Annotated in this window: 16 protein-coding genes; 5 read left to right on the forward strand and 11 right to left on the reverse strand. The window is 64.0% G+C overall.

Annotation, left to right across the window (positions count from 1 at the left end; genetic code table 11):
- Nucleotides 1-21 precede the first annotated feature (21 nt).
- From ABGV18_RS03600 to orn, 7 genes are all read right to left on the reverse strand, one after another.
- A complete protein-coding gene (locus ABGV18_RS03600; protein ID WP_396584845.1) occupies nt 22-291 on the reverse strand; it encodes a phosphopantetheine-binding protein in 270 nt (89 codons plus the stop codon).
- Nucleotides 288-1,568: a serine--tRNA ligase gene (serS, locus tag ABGV18_RS03605; protein WP_396584846.1), complete on the reverse strand. Its 1,281-nt coding sequence runs from the start codon at nt 1,566-1,568 to the stop codon at nt 288-290. The genes ABGV18_RS03600 and serS overlap by 4 nt, the downstream gene beginning before the upstream one ends.
- A gap of 62 nt (nt 1,569-1,630) precedes the next feature.
- A complete protein-coding gene (gene greA / locus ABGV18_RS03610) occupies nt 1,631-2,113 on the reverse strand; it encodes a transcription elongation factor GreA (RefSeq protein WP_396584847.1) in 483 nt (160 codons plus the stop codon).
- Entirely contained in the window at nt 2,110-5,343 is a 3,234-nt protein-coding gene (gene carB / locus ABGV18_RS03615) for a carbamoyl-phosphate synthase large subunit (protein WP_396584848.1), read from the reverse strand. Before carB ends, greA begins: the two co-directional genes overlap by 4 nt.
- A 54-nt stretch (nt 5,344-5,397) precedes the next feature.
- A complete protein-coding gene (gene carA, locus ABGV18_RS03620; RefSeq protein WP_396584849.1) occupies nt 5,398-6,552 on the reverse strand; it encodes a glutamine-hydrolyzing carbamoyl-phosphate synthase small subunit in 1,155 nt (384 codons plus the stop codon).
- Nucleotides 6,553-6,730: 178 nt separating this feature from the next.
- Nucleotides 6,731-7,543, reverse strand: coding sequence for a 4-hydroxy-tetrahydrodipicolinate reductase (gene dapB, locus ABGV18_RS03625; RefSeq protein WP_396584850.1), 813 nt, complete (start codon nt 7,541-7,543; stop codon nt 6,731-6,733).
- Nucleotides 7,544-7,618: 75 nt separating this feature from the next.
- Nucleotides 7,619-8,164 carry an oligoribonuclease gene (gene orn, locus ABGV18_RS03630; protein WP_396584851.1) on the reverse strand — a complete coding sequence of 182 codons (546 nt, stop codon included), beginning with the start codon at nt 8,162-8,164 and terminating at the stop codon, nt 7,619-7,621.
- A 195-nt stretch (nt 8,165-8,359) separates the two neighbouring features.
- On the opposite strand from orn, the gene mgtE reads away from it, so the two are divergent.
- Both mgtE and rsgA read left to right on the forward strand, forming a co-directional pair.
- Nucleotides 8,360-9,793, forward strand: coding sequence for a magnesium transporter (gene mgtE / locus ABGV18_RS03635; protein ID WP_396584852.1), 1,434 nt, complete (start codon nt 8,360-8,362; stop codon nt 9,791-9,793).
- A 187-nt stretch (nt 9,794-9,980) separates the two neighbouring features.
- Nucleotides 9,981-10,958, forward strand: coding sequence for a ribosome small subunit-dependent GTPase A (gene rsgA / locus ABGV18_RS03640; protein ID WP_396584853.1), 978 nt, complete (start codon nt 9,981-9,983; stop codon nt 10,956-10,958).
- A 17-nt stretch (nt 10,959-10,975) separates the two neighbouring features.
- On the opposite strand, the gene ABGV18_RS03645 is transcribed toward rsgA, so the two are convergent.
- Entirely contained in the window at nt 10,976-11,320 is a 345-nt protein-coding gene (locus ABGV18_RS03645; protein ID WP_396584854.1) for a histidine triad nucleotide-binding protein, read from the reverse strand.
- 214 nt (nt 11,321-11,534) lie between these two features.
- Between ABGV18_RS03645 and ABGV18_RS03650 the strand changes: the two genes are divergently transcribed.
- The 3 genes from ABGV18_RS03650 to ABGV18_RS03660 all read left to right on the forward strand — a co-directional run bounded on the left by ABGV18_RS03650 (nt 11,535) and on the right by ABGV18_RS03660 (nt 16,424).
- Complete coding sequence (locus ABGV18_RS03650) at nt 11,535-12,689, forward strand: efflux RND transporter periplasmic adaptor subunit (RefSeq protein ID WP_396584855.1); 1,155 nt, start codon at nt 11,535-11,537, stop codon at nt 12,687-12,689.
- 70 nt (nt 12,690-12,759) lie between these two features.
- Nucleotides 12,760-15,891: a multidrug efflux RND transporter permease subunit gene (locus ABGV18_RS03655; RefSeq protein WP_396584856.1), complete on the forward strand. Its 3,132-nt coding sequence runs from the start codon at nt 12,760-12,762 to the stop codon at nt 15,889-15,891.
- 17 nt (nt 15,892-15,908) lie between these two features.
- Entirely contained in the window at nt 15,909-16,424 is a 516-nt protein-coding gene (locus tag ABGV18_RS03660; RefSeq protein ID WP_396584857.1) for a methylated-DNA--[protein]-cysteine S-methyltransferase, read from the forward strand.
- 19 nt (nt 16,425-16,443) lie between these two features.
- Here ABGV18_RS03660 and ABGV18_RS03665 read toward each other — a convergent pair whose 3' ends face one another.
- The 3 genes from ABGV18_RS03665 to ABGV18_RS03675 all read right to left on the reverse strand — a co-directional run bounded on the left by ABGV18_RS03665 (nt 16,444) and on the right by ABGV18_RS03675 (nt 21,014).
- Nucleotides 16,444-17,865, reverse strand: a complete 1,422-nt coding sequence (locus ABGV18_RS03665) for an AAA family ATPase (RefSeq protein ID WP_396584858.1) — start codon at nt 17,863-17,865, stop codon at nt 16,444-16,446.
- Between the two features lie 45 nt (nt 17,866-17,910).
- Nucleotides 17,911-18,579: an outer membrane lipoprotein chaperone LolA gene (gene lolA / locus ABGV18_RS03670; RefSeq protein WP_396584859.1), complete on the reverse strand. Its 669-nt coding sequence runs from the start codon at nt 18,577-18,579 to the stop codon at nt 17,911-17,913.
- Between the two features lie 98 nt (nt 18,580-18,677).
- Complete coding sequence (locus ABGV18_RS03675) at nt 18,678-21,014, reverse strand: DNA translocase FtsK 4TM domain-containing protein (RefSeq protein ID WP_396584860.1); 2,337 nt, start codon at nt 21,012-21,014, stop codon at nt 18,678-18,680.
- Between the last annotated feature and the right edge of the window lie 184 nt (nt 21,015-21,198).

The following is a 21,198-nucleotide window of genomic DNA, read 5'->3' on the forward strand; positions in this document are numbered from 1 at the left end:
CTGGTAGACGTCTTGAGACGCTTACGTCCGTACCCGGATGAATTCGGTCACCGTGCCGAATGTCGCGAACCATTCGGCGTCGATTTCATCATCGGAAAGCTGGATGTCGAAGCGATCCTCGAGTGCGGTGAGCAGCAACACCACGCCCATCGAATCGAGCTCGGGTATCTCGCCGAACAACCCGCTTTCCGGCCCGAAGCGTTGCGCCGGCCCGGGCAGGTCGAGCGTGTCGAGGATGATCTGACGTACCGTATGAAACAGCGGGTCGGGCGCGATCGATACCTCGCTCACACCTGGGCCTCAATCCGTTCGACCCCGCCCATGTAGGGGCGCAACACCTCCGGCACGATCACATCACCGTTTTCGCACTGGTAGTTCTCGAGCACGGCCACCAGGGTCCGGCCGACGGCCAGACCGGAGCCGTTGAGGGTATGTACCGGTTCCGGCTTGCCTTCGGCGTTGCGTGCACGGGCCTGCATGCGCCGCGCCTGGAAATCGCGGGTATTGGAGCACGAGGAGATCTCGCGATAACGCCCCTGCCCCGGCAGCCAGACCTCCAGGTCATAGGTCTTGGCCGCGGAAAAGCCCATGTCGCCGGTGCATAGCGCCAACCGGCGGTACGGCAAGCCCAGGGCATCGAGCACTGTCTCGGCATGGCCGGTCAGTTCTTCGAGGACGCGTTCGGACTCCCCTGCCGACACGATCTGCACCAGTTCGACCTTCTCGAACTGGTGCTGGCGGATCAGCCCGCGCGTGTCACGCCCGGCCGATCCGGCCTCGGAGCGGAAACAGGGGGTGTGGGCAACCATCTTGAGCGGCAACTCGTCGCTCTCGAGGATCCGGTCACGCACCAGGTTGGTCACCGGCACCTCGGCGGTCGGGATCAGGTACCACGGGGCTTCGCCTTCGAGCTTGAACAGGTCCTCGGCGAATTTGGGCAATTGCCCGGTGCCGAACAGCGAATCGGCATGCACGATGAACGGCACCTGCACCTCGGTATAACCGTGCTCACGGGTATGCAGATCGAGCATGAACTGCGCCAGCGCACGGTGCAGGCGGGCGACCGGCCCGGACATGGTGACGAAACGCGCGCCCGTCAGCTTGGCTGCCGCCTCGAAGTCCATCCCGGCCAGACCGGCCCCGAGCTCGACGTGATCTCGCGCCTCGAATGAGAACGCCGGGATCTTGCCCACGGCGTGCACCTCGACGTTGTCGTCCTCGCTCTCGCCCACCGGCACGTCGTCGTCCGGCAGGTTCGGGATGCCGGCGAGAAAGGCATCCAGTTCATCGGCGATGTCGTTGAGGCGTGCCTTGGCGGAGTCGAGACGATCGCCAAGCTCACCCACGGCCGCGATCAACGGCTGGATATCGTCGCCGGCCGCCTTGGCCTTACCGATCTTTTTCGACTCGGCATTGCGCTCGGCCTGCAGCGTCTCGGTCTGCACCTGCAGGGATTTGCGTTCGGATTCGAGCGAATCGAACCGCTCTCGATCGAAGGCAAACCCGCGACGGGCCAGCCGTGCGGCGACATCGTCGGTTTCCTGGCGAAGAACTCGGGCGTCAAGCATGGGGGGTCCATCGGTTGCGAAGGAGAGGCCGGCGGGTTGTCCTACCCGGCCGGCAAGGCATGTCAGGCGATGTACTCGACCTCGACGATCTCGAAGGTGCGGGTCTTGCCACCCGGGGCATTGAAAGTGACCTCGTCGCCGACCGACTTGCCGATCAGGGCACGGGCAATCGGCGAATGGATCGAGACCAGATCCTTCTTGATGTCCGCCTCGTCGTCGCCGACGATCTTGTAGCGGATCTCCGCGTCGGTATCCAGGTCGAGGATTTCGACCGTGGCGCCGAAAATCACCTTGTCACCCGGCGGCATGCGGGTGACGTCGATGATCTGCGCATGCGACAGCTTGGCCTCGATTTCCTTGATCCGTCCCTCGACGAAGCCCTGCTCCTCGCGGGCGGCGTGATACTCGGCGTTTTCCTTGAGATCGCCCAGTTCCCGTGCCTCGGAAATCGCCGCGATGATACGGGGACGCTCCACGCCTCGCAGTCGCTTGAGCTCTTCCTCCAGGCTGGCCGCACCGGCGGCGGTCATCGGGGTCTGATTCATGTAACACACTCCTGATGCAGGTCCTGCAGCCGGTTGACGGTGACCGGCTGGTGCAGATATTTCAATGCCAACGCCATCGCCTCGGCTCCGGCCAAGGTGGTGAAGTACGGGATCCGATAGTGCAGCGCCTCACGCCGGATCTCGTAGGAATCGCTGCGCGATTGCTGACTGTTCGAGGTGGTGTTCACGATCATCGCGATGTCGCGGTTCTTGATCATGTCGACCACGTTGGGACGCCCCTCGGTCACCTTGTTGACCATGGTCACGGCCAGCCCGTTCTCGTCGAGGAAACGCGCGGTGCCACGGGTGGCGACCAGCGAGAAGCCCCACTCCACCAGTGCCTTGGCGACCGGCAGCATTCCCTTGTAGTCCTGCTTGCGCACCGAGATGAACGCCGTACCCGACAGTGGGAGGGAATTGCTTGCCCCGGCCTGCGCCTTGGCGAAGGCCTCGCCGAATTCGCGACCGACCCCCATCACCTCCCCGGTCGATTTCATCTCGGGGCCGAGCAGCGGATCGACGCCGGCGAACTTGATGAACGGGAATACCGCTTCCTTGACCGAGTAGAACGGCGGGATCCGCTCGGCCGTAATGCCCTGGCGTTTGAGGCTGACACCGGCCATCGTGCGCGCGGCCACCTGCGCCAGCGGAACACCCACCGCCTTTGATACGAACGGCACGGTCCGCGAGGCGCGTGGATTGACTTCGATGATGAAGATCTCGTCACCCTGGATGGCGACCTGGGTGTTCATCAGGCCAACGACATTCAGCTCGCGGGCCATCGCCGTGATCTGCTCACGGACGCGATCCTGTACCGACCGCGGCACGGTGTACGGCGGCAGCGAGCACGCCGAATCGCCCGAGTGGACCCCGGCCATCTCGATGTGCTCCATCAGACCACCGATCACGACGTCCTCACCATCACAGACGGCATCGATGTCCATCTCGGTGGCATCGTCGAGGAAGCGGTCGAGCAGGACCGGCGACTCGTTGGACACCTTGACCGCGTCGCGGATGTAGCGCTTGAGTCCGTCCTCGTCGTGGACGATCTCCATCGCGCGGCCGCCCAGCACGTACGACGGGCGCACCACCAGCGGGTAACCGATCTCGGCGGCCAGATGAATCGCCTGGTCGGCCGATCTGGCCGTGCGGTTGGGCGGCTGCTTGAGATCCAGCTTGTGGATCATGTCCTGGAATCGTTCCCGATCCTCGGCCCGGTCAATGGCATCCGGCGTAGTGCCGATGATCGGTGCGCCGGCCTTCTCCAGGTCGCGCGCGAGCTTGAGCGGCGTCTGCCCACCGAACTGGACCACGACCCCACGCGGCTGTTCAACCTCGATGATCTCGAGCACGTCCTCGAGTGTCAGCGATTCAAAATACAGACGGTCCGAGATGTCGTAGTCGGTGGACACCGTTTCCGGGTTGCAGTTGACCATGATGGTTTCGTAGCCATCCTCGCGCAGGGCGAGCGCGGCGTGAACGCAGCAATAGTCGAACTCGATGCCCTGACCGATGCGGTTGGGCCCGCCACCGAGGATCATGATCTTGTCACGATTCGACGGCTCGGCCTCGCAGAACGGCTCGTAAGTCGAATACATGTATGCCGTCGACGTCGGGAACTCCGCGGCACAGGTATCGACCCGCTTGTAGACCGGGCGCACGCCCAGCGCGTGGCGGTGCTTGCGCACCGTGCTCTCGGTCTCGTCGAGGAGTTTGGCCAGCCGCGCATCCGAGAAACCCAGCCGCTTGAGCTGGTACATCTTCCCGGTCCCCATCTCCTTGAGACGTCCGCCCCGCAGTGCTTCCTCGGTGCGCACCAGGTGTTCGATCTGCCGCAGGAACCACGGGTCGATGAACGAGTGACGGTGAACGCGCTCGACGTCGAAGCCGTGGCGGAACGCGTCAGCGACGTACCAGAGTCGATCGGCACCCGGCGAATGCAGCTCGCGCACCAACCGATCTTCGATATCGTCGTCCGCGAGGCTGCCTTCCAGCACCTCATCCAGACCATCCCGCCCGATTTCCAGGCCGCGCACCCCCTTCTGCAGGGACTCGCTGAACGTCCGGCCGATCGCCATCACCTCGCCGACCGATTTCATCTGAGTGGTCAGTCGATCGTTGGCGGACGGAAATTTCTCGAAGGTAAAACGCGGAATCTTGGTGACGACGTAATCGATGGTCGGCTCGAACGAGGCCGGGGTCGCGCCATTGGTGATGTCGTTCTTCAGCTCATCGAGGGTGTAGCCGATGGCGAGCTTGGCCGCGACCTTGGCGATCGGGAAGCCCGTCGCCTTGGAGGCCAGTGCGGACGAGCGCGACACCCGCGGATTCATCTCGATGACGATCATGTCGCCATTTTCCGGGTTGACCGCGAACTGCACGTTCGAACCGCCGGTTTCCACCCCGATCTTGCGCAATACCGCCAGCGAGGCGTTGCGCATCACCTGGTATTCCTTGTCGGTCAGGGTCTGTGCCGGGGCGACGGTGATCGAGTCCCCGGTGTGCACGCCCATCGGGTCGAGGTTCTCGATCGAGCAGATGATGATGGCGTTGTCGTTCTTGTCACGCACGACCTCCATCTCGTATTCCTTCCAGCCGAGCACCGACTGTTCGATCAACAGCTCGTTGGTCGGCGAAAGATCCAGACCGCGACGAACCAGTTCCTCGTATTCCTCGCGGTTGTAGGCGATGCCCCCGCCCGTGCCGCCCATGGTGAACGACGGACGGATGATCGCCGGAAAGCCGATCTCGCCTTGCGCGGCCAGGGCGGCCTCGAAGGAATGCACCACGGTCGAGAGCGGGGTCGACAGGCCGATCTCGGTCATCGCGTCCTTGAAGCGATCCCGATCCTCGGCCATGTCGATCGCGTCCTGGCTGGCGCCGATCAGCTCGCAATCGAACCGGTCGAGCACGCCGTGCCGGTGGAGCTCCAGCGCACAGTTCAGCGCCGTTTGGCCGCCCATGGTGGGCAGGACGGCATCTGGACGTTCCTTCTCGATGATCGCGCTGACCGCCTCCCAGGTGATTGGCTCGATGTAGGTGGCATCGGCCATCTCCGGGTCGGTCATGATCGTCGCCGGGTTCGAGTTGATCAGGATGACCCGCAGGCCCTCCTCGCGCAGCGCCTTGCAGGCCTGGGCCCCGGAATAGTCGAACTCGCAGGCCTGACCGATCACGATCGGCCCCGCGCCGATGATCAACACACTTTGAATATCGTTTCTCTTTGGCATGCTCGACTCACCTGCCAGCCGTGGCTGGGCAGTTGGTTGTTCTGGAAAGGCGGCTCAGCGACGGGCGTCGATGCTCTCGACGAACTGATCGAACAGCAGGTCGAGATCATGCGGCCCGGGGCTCGCCTCGGGGTGGCCCTGAAAGCTGAAGGCCGGACAGTCGGTACGACGGATACCCTGCAGGCTGCCGTCGAACAGCGAGCGGTGCGTGGACTCGAGATGGGCCGGCAGGCTGTCCTCCTCGACCGCAAAACCGTGATTCTGGCTGGAGATCAATACACGCTTGCTATCGAGGTCCTGGACCGGGTGGTTCGCCCCATGGTGGCCGAACTTCATCTTGCTGGTCTTCGCGCCGCTGGCCAGTGCCAACAGCTGGTGGCCCAGGCAGATGCCGAACAGCGGGATACCGGTCTCGAGGACGCGCTCGATGTCGCCGATCGCCTTGGTGCAGGCCGCCGGGTCGCCCGGGCCATTGCCCACCAGGATGCCGTCGGGGTTGGACGCCAGCAATTCCTCGACCGGCGCGTCGGCCGGGAATAGCGTGATGCGGCAACCGCGATCAACGAGCTTGCGCAGGATGTTGTGCTTGAAGCCGTAGTCGTAGGCGACCACATGACGAGTCGCCTCGGGGCGATCCTCGTCATTCACCCACCAGGAACCAGCGGTCCACTCGCGCACCTCGTGGATACCGACCTCGGGGATCAGGTCCATGCCGGCCAGACCGGCGAAGGCCTGTGCCTTCTCCACCGCGGCAGTGGCGTCGAGGTCCTCACCGGCGACGATGCAACCCTTCATGGCCCCCTGGTCGCGCAGGCGGCGGGTCAGCTCGCGGGTATCGACTTCCGAGATGGCGACCACGTCATGTTCGCGGCAGTAGGCCTCGAGGGTCTGTTCGCCGCGCCAGGAGCTCATCTGGCCGGAATCGCGGACCACCAGTCCGGCAACGTGGACCGAGTCGGATTCGGCATCCTCGGCATTGATGCCGACGTTGCCGATGTGCGGGTACGTGAGGGTCACGATCTGACGCCGGTAGGACGGGTCGGTGAGAATCTCCTGGTAGCCCGTCATCGCGGTGTTGAACACCACCTCGCCCACCGACTCGCCATCGGCCCCGATGGAGGTGCCGTAAAAAACGCTCCCGTCTTCAAGAGCCAGGAGCGCCGTGTTGGCCGGGAGCCCGGTGTTCGCGTCTGAGACCGTGCTATCCAAGAACTTTCCCCCACAGAATTGTCGTGTCACCCCGCCCGAGTTGGCGCTGGCCGCCGAGGCAGCTAGCGCCCCTCGGTTTCGGGGCGCAATTATGACTGAAACGCCCCTATGCTGTCCACGGCGGGAGGTGCCGAGTCGGGGCGCTCACTGGTCCAGCCGCACCCATCTAGCCGTGGGGTCAGACCGGCTTGAGGCCCAGCACGTGGCTCATGTCGTAAAGCCCGGCGGGCTTGTCGGCCACCCATTGCGCGGCACGAACGGCGCCCTTGGCGAAGGTCATGCGGCTCGAGGCCTTGTGGGTGATCTCGACGCGCTCGCCGATGCCGGCGAACAGCACCGTGTGATCACCGACCACGTCCCCGCCTCGTATCGTCGAGAAACCGATGGTTTCGGCGGAGCGCTCACCGGTAATCCCTTCCCGACCGTAGATGGCCACCTGTTGCAGGTCCCGGTCCAGCGAGTCGGCCACCGCTTCCCCGAGCCGCAAGGCCGTGCCGGATGGCGCGTCGACCTTGTGGCGGTGATGCGCCTCGATGATTTCGACGTCGTAGTCGTCACCCAACATGGAGGCAACCTGCCCCAGCACCTGCAGCAGCACGTTGATGCCGATGCTCATGTTCGGGGCGAAGACCACCGGGATCTCCTGGGCAGCAGCCGCCAGCTGGTCCTTCTGCGCGTCGGACAACCCGGTGGTGCCGATAACGATCGCCCGGCCCTTCTCACGGCAGATCTCCAGGTGACGCATCGTCGCGTCAATCGTGGTGAAATCGATCAGCACGTCGAAGTCATCACCATGGCCGGCGAGGTCGTCGAACACCGGCACGCCGATCTGCCCGATCCCGGCGATCTGCCCCGCATCCTGGCCGATCAGCGGGCTGCCACTGCGGGCGAAAGCCGCCCCCATTTGCGTCTGACTGCCGTGGTGTGCCGCCTCGATCAAACGACGACCCATGCGACCGTTGGCGCCAACAATCCCGACTCGTGTACTCATGATGTTCTGCCTGACTCTCTGGATTCTTGAATACGGATTTTCCGAAGTCTATCAATCCGCTTGACGACGCGCGCCCTAGAGCTTGAAAAAGCCGGCCCGGTAATGGGAAAGCTCGGCCACCGAGCCCCGAATGTCGTCCATCGCCTGGTGATTCGAGTTCTTGCGGTAACCGGCCAACACCTCGGGCTGCCAACGCCGGGCCAGTTCCTTGATCGTGGAGACATCCAGGTTGCGATAATGAAAATACGCCTCGAGCTCCGGCATCAACCGGGCGAGAAAACGGCGGTCCTGGCAAATGCTGTTGCCGCACATCGGCGACTTGCCTTCGGGCACGTACTGGCGCAGAAATTCCAGCGTCCGGGTCTCGCCACAGCGCAGATCACAGTCGCTCTGCCGCACGCGTTCGACCAAGCCGCTCTGCCCATGCACCCGCGTATTCCATTCGTCCATGCCGGCGAGTTTTGCCTCGGGCTGATGAATGGCCACCACCGGCCCTTCAGCCAGGACATTCAGGTGCTTGTCGGTCACCAGGGTGGCAATCTCGATGATGGTGTCTCGGACCGGATCGAGCCCAGTCATCTCGAGATCGATCCAGATCAGATTGTCTTCCGGGGCGTGCATGGACTCTCTCCTTTTGATGGCAACCGTGGCAAGCGAGGCGCCGAGAAGCCTAGCACGTGAAGGGTGGCGCGCAGGCGCGCGTTCTGCCAATCCATCCTGCCCGGAGGCACGTGGTGTCCGCTATACTGGCCGCCGATTCATCCATCCTCGACGGGATACCTTGCTTCCGTCAGACCATCCCGGAATCCGACGTTCATGGCCGAACTCACTGACATTGATCGCCAGGAAGAGCTCGATTCGCTGATCCACGAGATCCGCGACACGCTGTCTCAGGAGACGAGAACGGGTACGGCCAGCGATGCAGGGGAAGGGTTTGAGCCCCTGTCCGATCTGGCCAAGCACGATCTGGCGAAACTGGCGGAAAAGATCGAACGGCTGCACGCCGCCGACGTGGCCAAGGTCCTGGAATCCCTGCCACAGGACGAGCGCCTGGTCATCTGGGATCTGGTCCACTCCGATCGCGACGGCGAGGTGCTGCTCGAGGTCTCCGATTCGGTCCGGGACACCCTGATCGAGGTGATGGACCGCGAGGAGATCCTCAACGCGGCCTCCACGCTGGATACCGACGAACTCGCCGACCTGGCCCCCGATCTCCCCGAGGGGATGATGCAGGACGTCTTCACCGCCCTGCCGATCGACGATCGGGAAAAGCTGCGTTTCGTCATGTCCTACGACGAGGACACCATCGGCGCGCTGATGGACTTCGACCTGGTCACGGTCCGGGGCGACGTGACCATCGAGGTCGCGTTGCGCTACCTGCGGCGGATGGACTCGTTGCCGGATCACACCGACAAGCTGTTCGTCATCGATCGCGACGGGCTGTTCGAGGGCGTGATCCATTTGAAAACGTTGCTGCTCAACGATCCGGAAACCCTCGTGGCCGACGTAATGGCAGGCGATGCGGTGCGCTTTCATCCCGAAGACAAGGCGCGTGATGGCGCGGATGCCTTCGAGCGCTACGATCTGATCAGTGCGCCGGTCGTCGACGAGGTCGACCGATTGGTCGGTCGGGTCACGATCGACGCGGTGGTCGACTTCATTCGCGAGTCGTCCGACGAGGAGCGTCTCTCCCAGGTCGGCTTGAGCGAGGAAGAGGATATCTTCGCGCCGGTGCGCAAGTCGGTGAAGAACCGCGCCCCCTGGCTGGCCGTGAATCTCGTCACGGCAATCGTCGCCGCGCAGGTCATCGGCCTGTTCGAGGGATCGATCCAGGAATTGGTGGCACTGGCCGTCCTGATGCCGATCGTCGCCGGCATGGGCGGCAATGTCGGCAACCAGACCATCACGATGATCGTGCGGGAGCTGGCCTTCCGTAAGCTCGGCGGCGGCGATATCCGGCTGCTCTACAGCAAGGAGCTCAAGGTGGCCCTGATCAACGGGGTCGTCTGGGGCGGGATCCTCGGGCTGGTCACCTTCCTGATGTACCAGAACGCGGGGGTTTCCACCATCATGGTTGCGGCGGTCAGCCTCAACTTCCTGAGCGCGGCCTTCTTCGGCGTGACCATCCCCATCCTGCGTACCCGAATGGGACGCGACCCGGCGCTGGGCAGCGCGGTCATGATCACGGCGATCACCGACTCGGGCGGTTTCTTCATTTTCCTGGGGCTGGCCACCCTCTTTCTGCTCTGAGCTAGCCCAATATTTCATGAAATCCACGCGCCCTCACTTGTCTCTTGACCGCCCGTCTCTTGACCGCCCAAGGAATGTTCCTCAGTCGGCCGTAATCACCGATACGTCACTCCTTCGGAAAAGCCCTTGGGCGACCAATATCCCGCGCGATCATCACGCCGCTTCATGAAATATCCGGGCTAGAGGCATGACTCGAAAGATTCGTCTTAGCAAGCAGCAACAACGCCACGTCGACCGCCGGCGGCGCGTCGACACGGAGTCCGACACCACCCTGTCCCCGGGTATCGTGGTGACCCATCACGGCCACGACCTGCTGTTCGAGGACAGCGACCACCATCTCCACCGCGGTCGCGCCCGGCGGACGGTGGGCCGCCTGACCACGGGCGATCGCATCCGCTGGCACGACGACGAGCAGGGAAACCTGATGATCGAGCAGCGTGAGGATCGCCGTAACGTGCTGATCCGACCCGACGCCTACGGCAAGAAGAAGATGATGGCCGCCAATATCGACCAGGTGCTGGTGATCACCTCGGTAGTGCCCTGGATGAACCCGGACGTGGTCGACCGCACCCTGGTGGCCGTGTTTGCCCTGCCGGCCTTGCCGGTGATCGTGCTCAACAAGGCCGATCTGTTACCCGGCATGCCGTCCGACAAGCGACGGACCATCGAGGAAAACATCGCCCTGTGGGAATCCCTGGGGTTCGAGGTCATTCGCACTTCGGTCAAATCGGGTGACGGTATCGAGACGCTGCGTGCCCGGCTCCACGAGCAGATTACGCTGATGGTGGGGTTGTCCGGGGTGGGCAAGACGTCCTTGTCGCGGGAGATCACCCCCAGCGCGGACGAGGCGGCCATCGGCGAAATTTCGACGTTCAACCGCGAGGGCACGCACACCACGCGCGCCAGCACGCTCTACCGATTTCCGGACGGCGAGGGTGGGCTGATCGACGCCCCCGGCGTACGCGATTTCCCGGTCGACGAGGTGCCGTCAGCGGCCCTGGAGGACGGTTTCCCCGAGATCCATGCTGCGTCGGCCTACTGCCGTTTCAATGACTGTCGCCACATCAACGAACCGGAATGCGCGGTACGTGCGGGCGTGGCGAACGGCGATATCCTCGAGCGCCGGCTGGCCCAGTATCAGGCCATGCGCGACGCGAACGGCTGAATCCAACTCAGCCCGGCTCAGCCCGGGGGCCACTCCATCGCCCGCCCGCCGAGCAGGTGCAGGTGCAGGTGATAAACCTCCTGTCCCCCGTCGCGGTTGCAGTTGAACACCGTGCGATAGCCCGACTCGTCGATCCCTTCCTCCGCGGCCAGCTCCCCGGCGACGACAAACAACTCGCCCACCAGCGGTGCATCCTCGGGCGTGATGTCGTTGATCGTCGGAATGGGCTTTTTCGGAATGATCAGCAGGTGCACCGGTGCCTGGGGATTGATGTCGCGAAACGCCAGTATGCGGTCGTTCTCGAAGACGATATCGGCCGGGATCTCGCGATTGATGATCTTGCTGAAGATGGTCTCGCTCACGATCGAGCCTCCCTACATGAATTCCCGCCCAGCTTAGCCTAAGTTCAAGGCTCCCCGGCGCGACATCCCAGCGGCGCAGAGGTTCCCCAGATTGCTGGCGAACGAAGTCGTTAGTACACTACCTTTTTTCTGCGCCCGCCTTCCTGGCGTCCGCTGGACCCACATGCCTCTAGCAATGGCAGGTCTGACCTGCCGCCGACACGGTACAACACCCATGTCCACGATCTGCGCGCTTTCCGCACTGACTTCTCGCCGACTGGTTGCGGCAATTGCTCCCGCCGCGATGCTGCTCGCCACCAGCTTGCCCGCCGTGGCACAGCAGGGTGACCAGCCCCCGCCCAAGGTACCGGTCATTCAGATCGAGCCGAGCAGCGCCGCCGTGTTCAAGGAATATACCGGTCAAACCGAGGCCAATCGCAATGTCGAGGTGCGCGCTCAGGTCGCAGGCATCCTCGAGTCTCGGGATTACGTCGAAGGCGCGCGGGTGGAGACAGGGGACGCCCTTTTCCATATCGATGACCGCCCGTTCCGCGCCGCAGTAAACGAGGCCGAAGCCGACCTCACCTCGGTACAAGCGACGCTGGCCGCTGCGCAGCGCGACTGGCGCCGGATCAACTCGTTGTTTGATCGGGGCGTGGCCAGTGAAAAGCAGCGGGATGACGCCCGTTCGGCGCTAGAAACCACCCAGGCCGCCGTCCAGGTGGCCGAGGCACAACTCGAATCCGCACAGATAGATCTTGACTACACCTCGGTGTCGGCGCCCATTCCGGGCATCACGAGCCGGCGTGCCGTCGATCCCGGCAACCTGATCAGCGTCGGCGATCGGCTGGTATCCATCGAGGAAATCGATCCGATCCAGGTCACCCTCTCCTACCCGGTTGACGATCCGTTCGCCGACACGGCCGCCCTCAATCCGACGCCTGAGCGGACCACGCCCGCCGAGATTGTCGGCATTACCGGCCCCGAGGGCGAGGCGATCACCGGCGAACTCGACTATCGCTCGGCGAGCATCGAACGCGGCACCAACTCGATCCAGTTGCGTGGCGTGTTCGACAACCCCGGGGATGTCCTGCGGCCGAACCGCTACGTCCGGGTCCGCCTGAAGGTCGACGAGGTCCAGGACGCGGTGATCATCCCGGAGACCGCCATCGGTACCGGCGCAGAGCCAAACAGCACCGTGGTTTTCGTGATCGACGAGGAGAACAAGGCCGCCCAACGGCGTGTCGAGCTCGGGCCGATGAGCGACCAGGGACGCATCATCCTGTCGGGCCTCGAGCCGGGCGACCGGCTGGTGATCGACGGTCTGCTCAAGGTGCGGTCGGGCGCGCCGGTCGACCCGCAAGACCCCAGTAAAAACGACGGCGACTGATCGCCTCTCGCGTACCGTCGAACCCTACCTGCCCGTGACGCCCTCGTGACGAGGGCATCGGAGATCACCGATGTTTTCGAAGTTCTTCATTGACCGCCCGATCTTCTCCACCGTGCTGGCGATCGTGATCATGATCGCCGGTGGGGCCGCGTTCACCGGGCTTCCCGTCGAACAGTACCCCGAGATCGTGCCGCCCGAAGTCGAAGTGAGCGCCACCTACGCCGGCGCCGATGCGAGCACCCTGGCCGAGTCTGTCGCCGCCCCGTTGGAGCAGGCCATCAACGGCGTCGATGACATGCTTTACATGACGTCGGGCAGTTCGGATGCCGGCACCATGAACCTCTCGGTCACCTTCGCCACCGGCACCGATCCCGATCAGGCAACCATCGACGTCAACAACCGGGTGCAGCGCGCCCTGCCCCAACTGCCGCAGGAAGTGCGCAACCAGGGCGTGGTGGTCAACAAAAAGAGCAGCGCGCTGCTGATGGTCATTACGCTGATCTCGGAACACGAGGAATTCGACACCAAGTTCCTGAGTAACTACGGCCTGATCAACATCCTCGACTCGCTCAAGCGGGTGCCCGGCATCGGCGATGCCCGCCTGTTCGGTGCGCAGGACTATTCCATCCGCGTCTGGTTCGACCCGGCGAAACTGGCGCACTTCAACCTCACCCAGGACGACATCGCCGAGGCGATCCGCGAGCAAAACGCCCAGTTTGCCGCCGGCAAGTTCAACGACTCGCCCAACAAGGCAGGCGAGGCGTTCACCTACACCATCACCTCTCAGGGGCGTTTCTCCGACGTCGAGGAATTCCAGAACATCATCCTCGCCGCGTCCGAGGATGGCGGGACGCTGCGCCTGAGCGACGTGGCCGAGGTCGAGCTCGGCTCCCAGCGTTACGGCTTCAACGCGACCTACAACGGCGCGCCCACCGTCCCGATGGGCATCTATCTCGCCCCCGGCGCCAATGCGCTGGAAACCGTGGCCGAGGTGCGTGAACGGATGGAACAGCTCTCCGAGCGATTCCCGGGCGACATGGACTACAAGATTCCGCTGGATACCACCGACTTCGTGCGTATCTCGATCAAGGAAGTGCTCAAGGTATTCGTCGAGGCACTGATCCTGGTCACGCTGGTGATCTTCATCTTCCTGCAAAAGCCACGCGCGACCATCGTGCCGCTGATCGCGATCCCGGTGGCCCTGATCGGCGCCCTTGGTGGTCTGTTCCTTACCGGCATGTCGATCAACCTGCTGACCCTGTTCGGTTTCGTGCTGGCGATCGGCATCGTGGTGGACGACGCGATCATCGTGATCGAGAACGTCGAGCGCCTGATGCGCGAGGAAGGCCTCAAGGCCCGCGAGGCGTCGATCAAGGCCATGGAGCAGGTCACGGGGCCGATCGTGGCCACCACCCTGGTCCTGCTTGCCGTGTTCGTGCCGGTGGCCTTCATCCCAGGGCTGGCCGGCGAGATGTACCGCCAGTTCGCCGTCGCTCTGTCGATTTCGGTAGTGCTGTCGGGCGTGGTCGCCCTGACCCTCACGCCGTCGATGACCGCCCTGCTCCTGAAAAACCACAAGGAAAAGGAGCCGATCCTGCCGTTCCGGCTCTTCAACCGGGGATTCGATGCCTTCCGCAATGGCTACATGAAGCTGGTGCACTTCTTCCTGGTGGCCTGGCCGGTGGGCCTGCTGATCTTCGCGGGCGTCGTGATCGCCGCCGTGGTGATGTTCCGCAGCACGCCGACGGGCCTCGTACCCGAGGAAGATCCGGGCTACTTCATCTCCACATTGAACCTCGACCCGGCAGCAAGCCTCTCGCGCACGGCCGAAGTGCGGGATGAGTACTCGGCGATGATCCGCGAGAACCCGGACGTGCAGATGCAGGTCGCCTTTGCCGGCTTCGATCTGTTGGCCGGCACACAGCGGCCCTACAAGGGGGTGGCCTTTACGCGGCTCAAGGACTGGTCCGAGCGCCCCGAGCAGGAGCAGAGCGTCCAGGCGACGGTCAAGAAGGCCATGGGGGCGGGAACCCAGATCGAGGAAGGTTTCATCATGGCGTTCACGCCACCGCCCATCCGTGGCATGTCGACCACCGGGGGCTTCGAGGCCTATCTCCAGCAGCGCGGCTCGGCCGACGTCAAGGCGCTCGCCGAGGCCGCCAATGCCCTGGTTGCCGCCGCGAACCAGCGCCCGGAACTGGCCGGGGTGCGCACCACGTTCGTCGATAACACGCCGCAATTCCGCATGGACGTGGACCGCGAGCAGGCCTACGCCCTGGACGTGCCGGTCGCCGCCGTGTTCCGCACCATGCAGGGCACCTTCGGCACCCGTTACATCAATGACTTCACGCTGTTCGGCCGTAATTTCCAGGTCAATATGGCCGCGGATGCCGAGTTCCGCGCCGACCCGCAGGACCTGGAGAACGTCTTCGTGCGCAGCGGAGATCAACAGTTGGTACCGATCAGCTCGGTGGTCACCCTGACCCGCACGACCGGGGCCGACGTCATCGACCGCTTCAATATATTCCCAGCGGCCAAGATCATGGGCAGTGCGGCGGAGGGGTACTCGTCGGGCCAGGCCCTGATCGCCATGCAGGAGGTCATCGATCAGGCGCTGGGCGGCGGCGATTACACCCTGGGCTGGGTCGGCTCGGCCTTCCAGGAGCTTTCCAGCGGCTCGGCCGGTGCGATCGCCTTCCTGCTGGGCGTGATCATGGTGTTCCTGATCCTCGCCGCGCAATACGAGCGCTGGTCCCTGCCCTTTGCCGTGATCACCGCCGTGCCGTTCGCCGTGCTCGGTGCGCTGATCGCGATCTGGATACGCGATCTGAACATCGACATCTACTTCCAGGTCGGCATGCTGGTGTTGATCGCGATGTCGGCGAAGAACGCCATCCTGGTGGTCGAGTTCGCCGCGAAGATGCACACCGAAGACGGCCTGTCGATCAAGGAAGCCGCCCTCAAGGCCGCGCGCATCCGCTTCCGGCCGGTGATCATGACCTCGATGGCCTTCATCCTCGGCGTGCTGCCGCTGGCACTGGCCACCGGTGCGGGCGAGGCCGCGCGCAATTCGCTGGGCACACCGATCGTCGGCGGCATGATCCTGGCGACCTACGTGGCGATCCTGTTCATCCCGATGTTCTTCGAGTTGCTGCAGACGAGCAGTGAAAAACTCTTCCGCCGCAAGAAGGCAGCGGCCTGACGAGACCCTGACGCGCGATGAATGCCACCCACGAAACGCGGATTCCCCTCGGTCGTCCGGATCAATCGGGCAATGGCACCCTTTGGGTGCGGCTGGCCTTCACCGACGGGGGGCTCGCGCGCCTCCAGGTGGAAGAAGGCGCGGTCGAGGACCACCCTCCTCGTCGCGCCCTGCCAAACGGATATGCCGACGTCGGGCAGGCGCTGGCCGACTGGCAGATGCGGATCGACAGCCGATTCGACTGGACTACCCACCCGGGCTTTCCCAAGGTGGGAACCGCCTTCCAGCGTTCCGTCTGGTCGGCGTTGTGCCGTGTGCCGTGGGGGGAGTCGGTCGGCTATGGCGAGTTGGCCCAGCGGGTGGGCCGGCCGGGTGCCGCACGGGCCGTGGGGCAGGCAGTCGGCGCCAATCCCTGGGCGCCACTGATCCCCTGCCACCGGGTGCTCGCGGCCAATTACGGCTTGGGTGGCTACGCGCAGGGCACGCGCATCAAGTCGCGACTGCTAGCGATCGAGGGGATTGCCTACCGCTGAGGTTGCGGTCCGTGACCGTCTACCCGGATGGGGAGTCGGATGACCCCGATGCCCGCTTCTCGGTGGCCTGCTCGTCGAGCTCGTCCCAATACCGCATGCGCTCGGCGATACTGCGTTCCAGGCCGCGTTCCACGGGTGCGTAGAACCGCTCGCCAACCAGGCCATCGGGCAGATAGGTCTCACCCGCAGCATACGCTTCGGGCTCGTCGTGGGCGTAGCGATAGCCCTTGCCCCAGCCCTCGCGCTCCATGAGAGCGGTGGGGGCATTGCGCAGGTGCATGGGCACGGGATCCGTCCCCCGTTGTTTGACCGTGGCCAGTATCGCCTTGTGCGCGGTGTACACCGCATTGCTCTTGGGCGCGACGGCCAGATACATCGCCGCCTGGGTCAGCATGAGCTCCCCTTCGGGCACCCCGAGCCGATCAAAGGCCGTCCAGGCATCCAACGCCATGGTCAGCGCCCGCGGGTCGGCGTTGCCGATATCCTCGGAGGCGATGCGCACCAGCCGACGGGCGAGATACGACGGATCGGCCCCGCCATCGAGCATGCGTAACAGCCAGTACGCCCCGGCGTCCGGGTTCGAGCCGCGAATCGCCTTGTGCATGGCCGATATCTGATCGTAGAACTCGTCGCCGCCCTGATCGAAGCGCCGTGGCGACTGGCTCAGGAGTGATTCAAGCGTCTCCTCGCCCACCTCGCGAGCGGTGCCGTCGGCATTATCGCCGGCAAGTTGCGCCGCCAGTTCCAGTAAGGTGAGCAAGCGCCGCGCGTCACCATCGGCGGCGGCCACCAACCGATCGGCGATGGCGGGCTCCATCACCAACGGCAGCCCCCCGGTTGTCTCCCGCACACCCTCGGGGTGCGTCAACGCCCGGTCGAGCAAGGCATGCATCGCTGCATCGTCCAGCGGCTGCAGGCGGTAGACCCGCAGGCGCGAGAGCAACGCGTTGTTCAGTGAGAACGAGGGATTCTCGGTGGTCGCGCCGACCAGGACCAGCACACCCCGCTCCACCGACGGAAGCAACTGATCCTGCTGGGTCTTGTTGAACCGGTGGATTTCATCGAGAAACAGGACGGTAAGACGGCCGGCGGATTGTCGGCGCTCGCGGGCCGCCTGTATGACGGCGCGCAGTTCACGCACCCCCGCCTCGACCGCCGACATGTAGACGATTTCCGCCTGCAGGCGTTCGGCGTAGAGGCCAGCCAGCGTGGTCTTGCCCACCCCGGGAGGCCCCCAGAGCAGGCAGGAATGCGCCTGGCGCTTTTCCATCGCCACACGCAATGGGGCCGATTCACCCACCACGCGCACCTGCCCGGCAAATTCATCGACATGGCTGGGACGCAGACGGTCGGCCAGCGGCCGATAGACCGAGGTCGACTCGGCCTGAGGCTTCGGCTCCTCGGCGCCGAACAGATCGTCCTGCGAGTTCAACTCGCCCAACCTTCGATCGTGTGCATGAAAACCGGGTAGTCGATCACGCCCACCTCACTGGATCGTCGGTGGTTCGCGCGCCTCAACCACGTCCACGCCCTCGGGGGCCTCGAAATGAAAGATCGATTCGTCCACCGGCTGGTTGAAACGGCGCGACTCGAACACCACCCGCGTGGTCTGATCGAGCTGATCGATAAAGCGCATCTCACGCATGCCCCGCTCGTCGACGCCCAACAGGACCTCGCGGAAATCGCCCTGCTCGTCTCGGGGGCGCAACGCGAACCAGTTCAACCCATCCTCGCCTTCAAGATGGCGAACGTGAAACAGCTCGGTCACGGGCCGTTCGCCGGTCAGAATCGCGATGGGTGCCCCATCGGTCGCCGACAAGGGCGAACGGCTGGCCTGTCGCAGATCGGGCTCGTATACCCAGAGCGTGCCCTCGTTGGCGATCAACTCCTGCACGTAGGGGGTTTCGTAGCGCCAGAAGAACTGGCCCGGGCGCTTGAGCACGAACGTCCCCGACGATTCACGGCGCACCTCGCCCTTGGTGTCCCGCCGTTCCTGCACGAAATCCGCTGACAGCGTATCGATCTCGGCGAGCTGTTTGACCAGTGCATCGACGTCGTCCACCGGCGCGGCAACCACCAACGGCGAAAACAGGACGGTGGTCAAAAAGGCCAACGAGGCCAAAATGCCACCGGGGTAGAAAGTTTGTCTGTTCATGGATCACCAGATCGTGGGTGGGACCGGTTCGACGCCCGGCATACGCACAGGTTCCGACGCGTATATACGAATCAGAGCAAAACAACCAGAGTCGGCGGCTATCTCGGCGGCGGAGGCGCGATCACTTCGCGGCTGCCATTGGATCCCAGGGCACCGACGACACCGTCGGCCTCCATCTGCTCGACCAGTCGCGCCGAGCGGTTGTAGCCGATCTTGAGGCGACGTTGGACGTAGGAAATCGACGCCTTGCGCGACTCGGTGACGATCGCTACCGCCTGGTCGTATAACTCGTCGATTTCCTCGCCATCGGCCCGCACGGGCTTTTCACCGGGCAAGGTCACATTGGCGGCGGTGTTCTCGGAGAGCACCTCGTCAACATACTCCGGCTCGCCGAGGGTCTTGAGCGCCTCGACCACGCGATGCACTTCTTCATCCCCGACGAAGGCGCCGTGAACCCGCATTGGCATGCCGCTGCCCGGCGGCAGATAGAGCATGTCACCGTGTCCCAGCAACTGTTCGGCGCCCATCTGGTCGAGAATGGTGCGGGAATCCACCTTGGAGGAGACCTGGAAGGCGATACGGGTCGGGATATTGGCCTTGATCAGGCCGGTAATCACGTCCACGGACGGCCTCTGGGTGGCAAGGATCAGGTGAATCCCGGCGGCGCGGGCCTTCTGGGCCAGACGGGCGATCAATTCCTCCACCTTCTTGCCAACCACCATCATCATGTCGGCAAACTCGTCGACCACGATCACAAGATACGGCATCGACTCGAGCGTGGGTGGCGGCAGGTCGGGATCGAAGGCCTGGGCGTGGTCGTAGAACGGGTCCTTGATCGGCTCGCCCCGCGCGATCGCCTCGCGGATCTTCTCGTTGGCCCCCGCGATGTTTCGCACGCCGAGCTTGGCCATCAGCCGATAGCGGCGTTCCATCTCGCCGACGGCCCAACGCAAGGCATTCGATGCCTCCTTCATGTCGGTGACCACGGGGGCCAGCAGGTGCGGGATGCCCTCGTAGACCGACAGTTCGAGCATCTTCGGGTCGATCAGGATCAGGCGCACTTCCTCGGCTGACGCCTTGTAGAGCAGGCTCAGGATCATGGCGTTGACCCCCACCGACTTGCCCGACCCGGTGGTCCCCGCGACCAACAGGTGCGGCATGCGGCCCAGGTCCGCCATGATCGGTTCACCGCCGATGTCCTTGCCCAACGCCACGGTCAAGGGCGAACGCGCCTCCCGGTAGCGACGGGACTCGAGCAGTTCCCGCAGGGCGATGATCTCGCGGGCCGTGTTGGGGATTTCCAGCCCCACCGTGGACTTGCCCGGAATCACCTCAACCACGCGCACCGAGACGATCGACAGCGCACGCGCCAGATCCTTGGCAAGATTAGAGATCTGGCTGACCTTGACCCCCGGGGCCGGCTGCAGCTCAAACCGTGTAATCACCGGGCCGGGGTGCGCGGCCACCACCTCAACCGACACACCAAACTCCGACAGACGTGCCTCGATCACCTCCGACATGTGCTGGAGGTCGTCCTTGTTAAAGCCACTGCTCTGCTGGACGGGACGATCCAGCAGTTCAAAAATGGGTTTGCCATTCGCCGTACCGAGTTCCGGTTGCGGCGGCGTGCTCGATTTCTTTTTGGTGGAGGTCACCGACGCGACGGGTGCGGGCGTCGGTGCGGGCGCGGTCTTGGGCCGGGGTTTGGGCTTGTTTTCCACCGGGGGCGTTTTCTTGCGACGCTGCTCGACCTCTTCATAACTCGCCCCGATTTCCGGGATCGGCGCGGGACCGGGCCGGCGGGACAGCGGCAACCGAGCCACAATCCAACCGGCGACGGCCCGGAGGCCATTGATGATGCGCATCAGCGTCGCACCAATCAGATCGAAGAGCGCGAACCAGGAAAGCCCGGTGGTAGCGGATACGCCCAGCATCATCAAGCCGAGCAGGACCAGCGTACTGCCCAATGCCCCCAGCAAACGGACCATGCCCTCGGCAAGCATGAGACCCAGCACCCCGCCAGCGGAGAGGCCAGTAGGCGCCGACAACGGCTCATGGTTGATCGACGCAAGGACGCTCACGCAGAGCACCAGGAGCAAGACACCGAGCCACTGAATGGCAAACGGCAGGTCTGCCCAGGATTTGCCCTGCCGTGCGCGACGGAAGGTGCGCCACAACAGTGGCAATAGGGCCGGCACCAACATGTAGGCGCCGAAACCGACCAGGTAACGCGCACCGTCTGCCACCCAGGCGCCCACCAATCCCGCGGCGTTGCGCACCTCACCGGAGCCGGTGACGCTGAAAGCGGGATCGTCCGGATGGTAACTGAGCAACGCAAGCAGATAGACGCCTAGTAACAGCGCGACGACCAGCAACGCCAGCTCCAACAGGGCAAGTTGGGGACGGAAGATCGCGGGCTTGGTCATTCCGGGCATCTTGGGTCGCCTATCCTTAATATGCTCAACAGGTTACTCGCGTTTCTTTGAGTGAAGGATCGAGTCGGAATCATACCAAGCCGACGACAGCGGTGCCAAGTGTCTCGCCGTCCCGGCAGCCCATCGAATTCCCGTTGACACCGGACTCGGTCGGCTATCATGGTCAAGATACGATGAAGCCACC

Source organism: Guyparkeria halopsychrophila (genome assembly GCF_044582135.1).
Lineage (GTDB): Bacteria > Pseudomonadota > Gammaproteobacteria > Halothiobacillales > Halothiobacillaceae > Guyparkeria.

Coding starts and splice junctions, on each gene's coding strand:
- serS (WP_396584846.1), bottom strand. CDS start 1,568: ATGCTTGACGCCCGAGTTCTTCGCCAGGAAACCGACGATGTCGCCGCA.
- greA (WP_396584847.1), bottom strand. CDS start 2,113: ATGAATCAGACCCCGATGACCGCCGCCGGTGCGGCCAGCCTGGAGGAA.
- carB (WP_396584848.1), bottom strand. CDS start 5,343: ATGCCAAAGAGAAACGATATTCAAAGTGTGTTGATCATCGGCGCGGGG.
- dapB (WP_396584850.1), bottom strand. CDS start 7,543: ATGAGTACACGAGTCGGGATTGTTGGCGCCAACGGTCGCATGGGTCGT.
- orn (WP_396584851.1), bottom strand. CDS start 8,164: ATGCACGCCCCGGAAGACAATCTGATCTGGATCGATCTCGAGATGACT.
- mgtE (WP_396584852.1), top strand. CDS start 8,360: ATGGCCGAACTCACTGACATTGATCGCCAGGAAGAGCTCGATTCGCTG.
- rsgA (WP_396584853.1), top strand. CDS start 9,981: ATGACTCGAAAGATTCGTCTTAGCAAGCAGCAACAACGCCACGTCGAC.
- ABGV18_RS03650 (WP_396584855.1), top strand. CDS start 11,535: ATGTCCACGATCTGCGCGCTTTCCGCACTGACTTCTCGCCGACTGGTT.
- ABGV18_RS03655 (WP_396584856.1), top strand. CDS start 12,760: ATGTTTTCGAAGTTCTTCATTGACCGCCCGATCTTCTCCACCGTGCTG.
- ABGV18_RS03660 (WP_396584857.1), top strand. CDS start 15,909: ATGAATGCCACCCACGAAACGCGGATTCCCCTCGGTCGTCCGGATCAA.
- lolA (WP_396584859.1), bottom strand. CDS start 18,579: ATGAACAGACAAACTTTCTACCCCGGTGGCATTTTGGCCTCGTTGGCC.
- ABGV18_RS03675 (WP_396584860.1), bottom strand. CDS start 21,014: ATGCCCGGAATGACCAAGCCCGCGATCTTCCGTCCCCAACTTGCCCTG.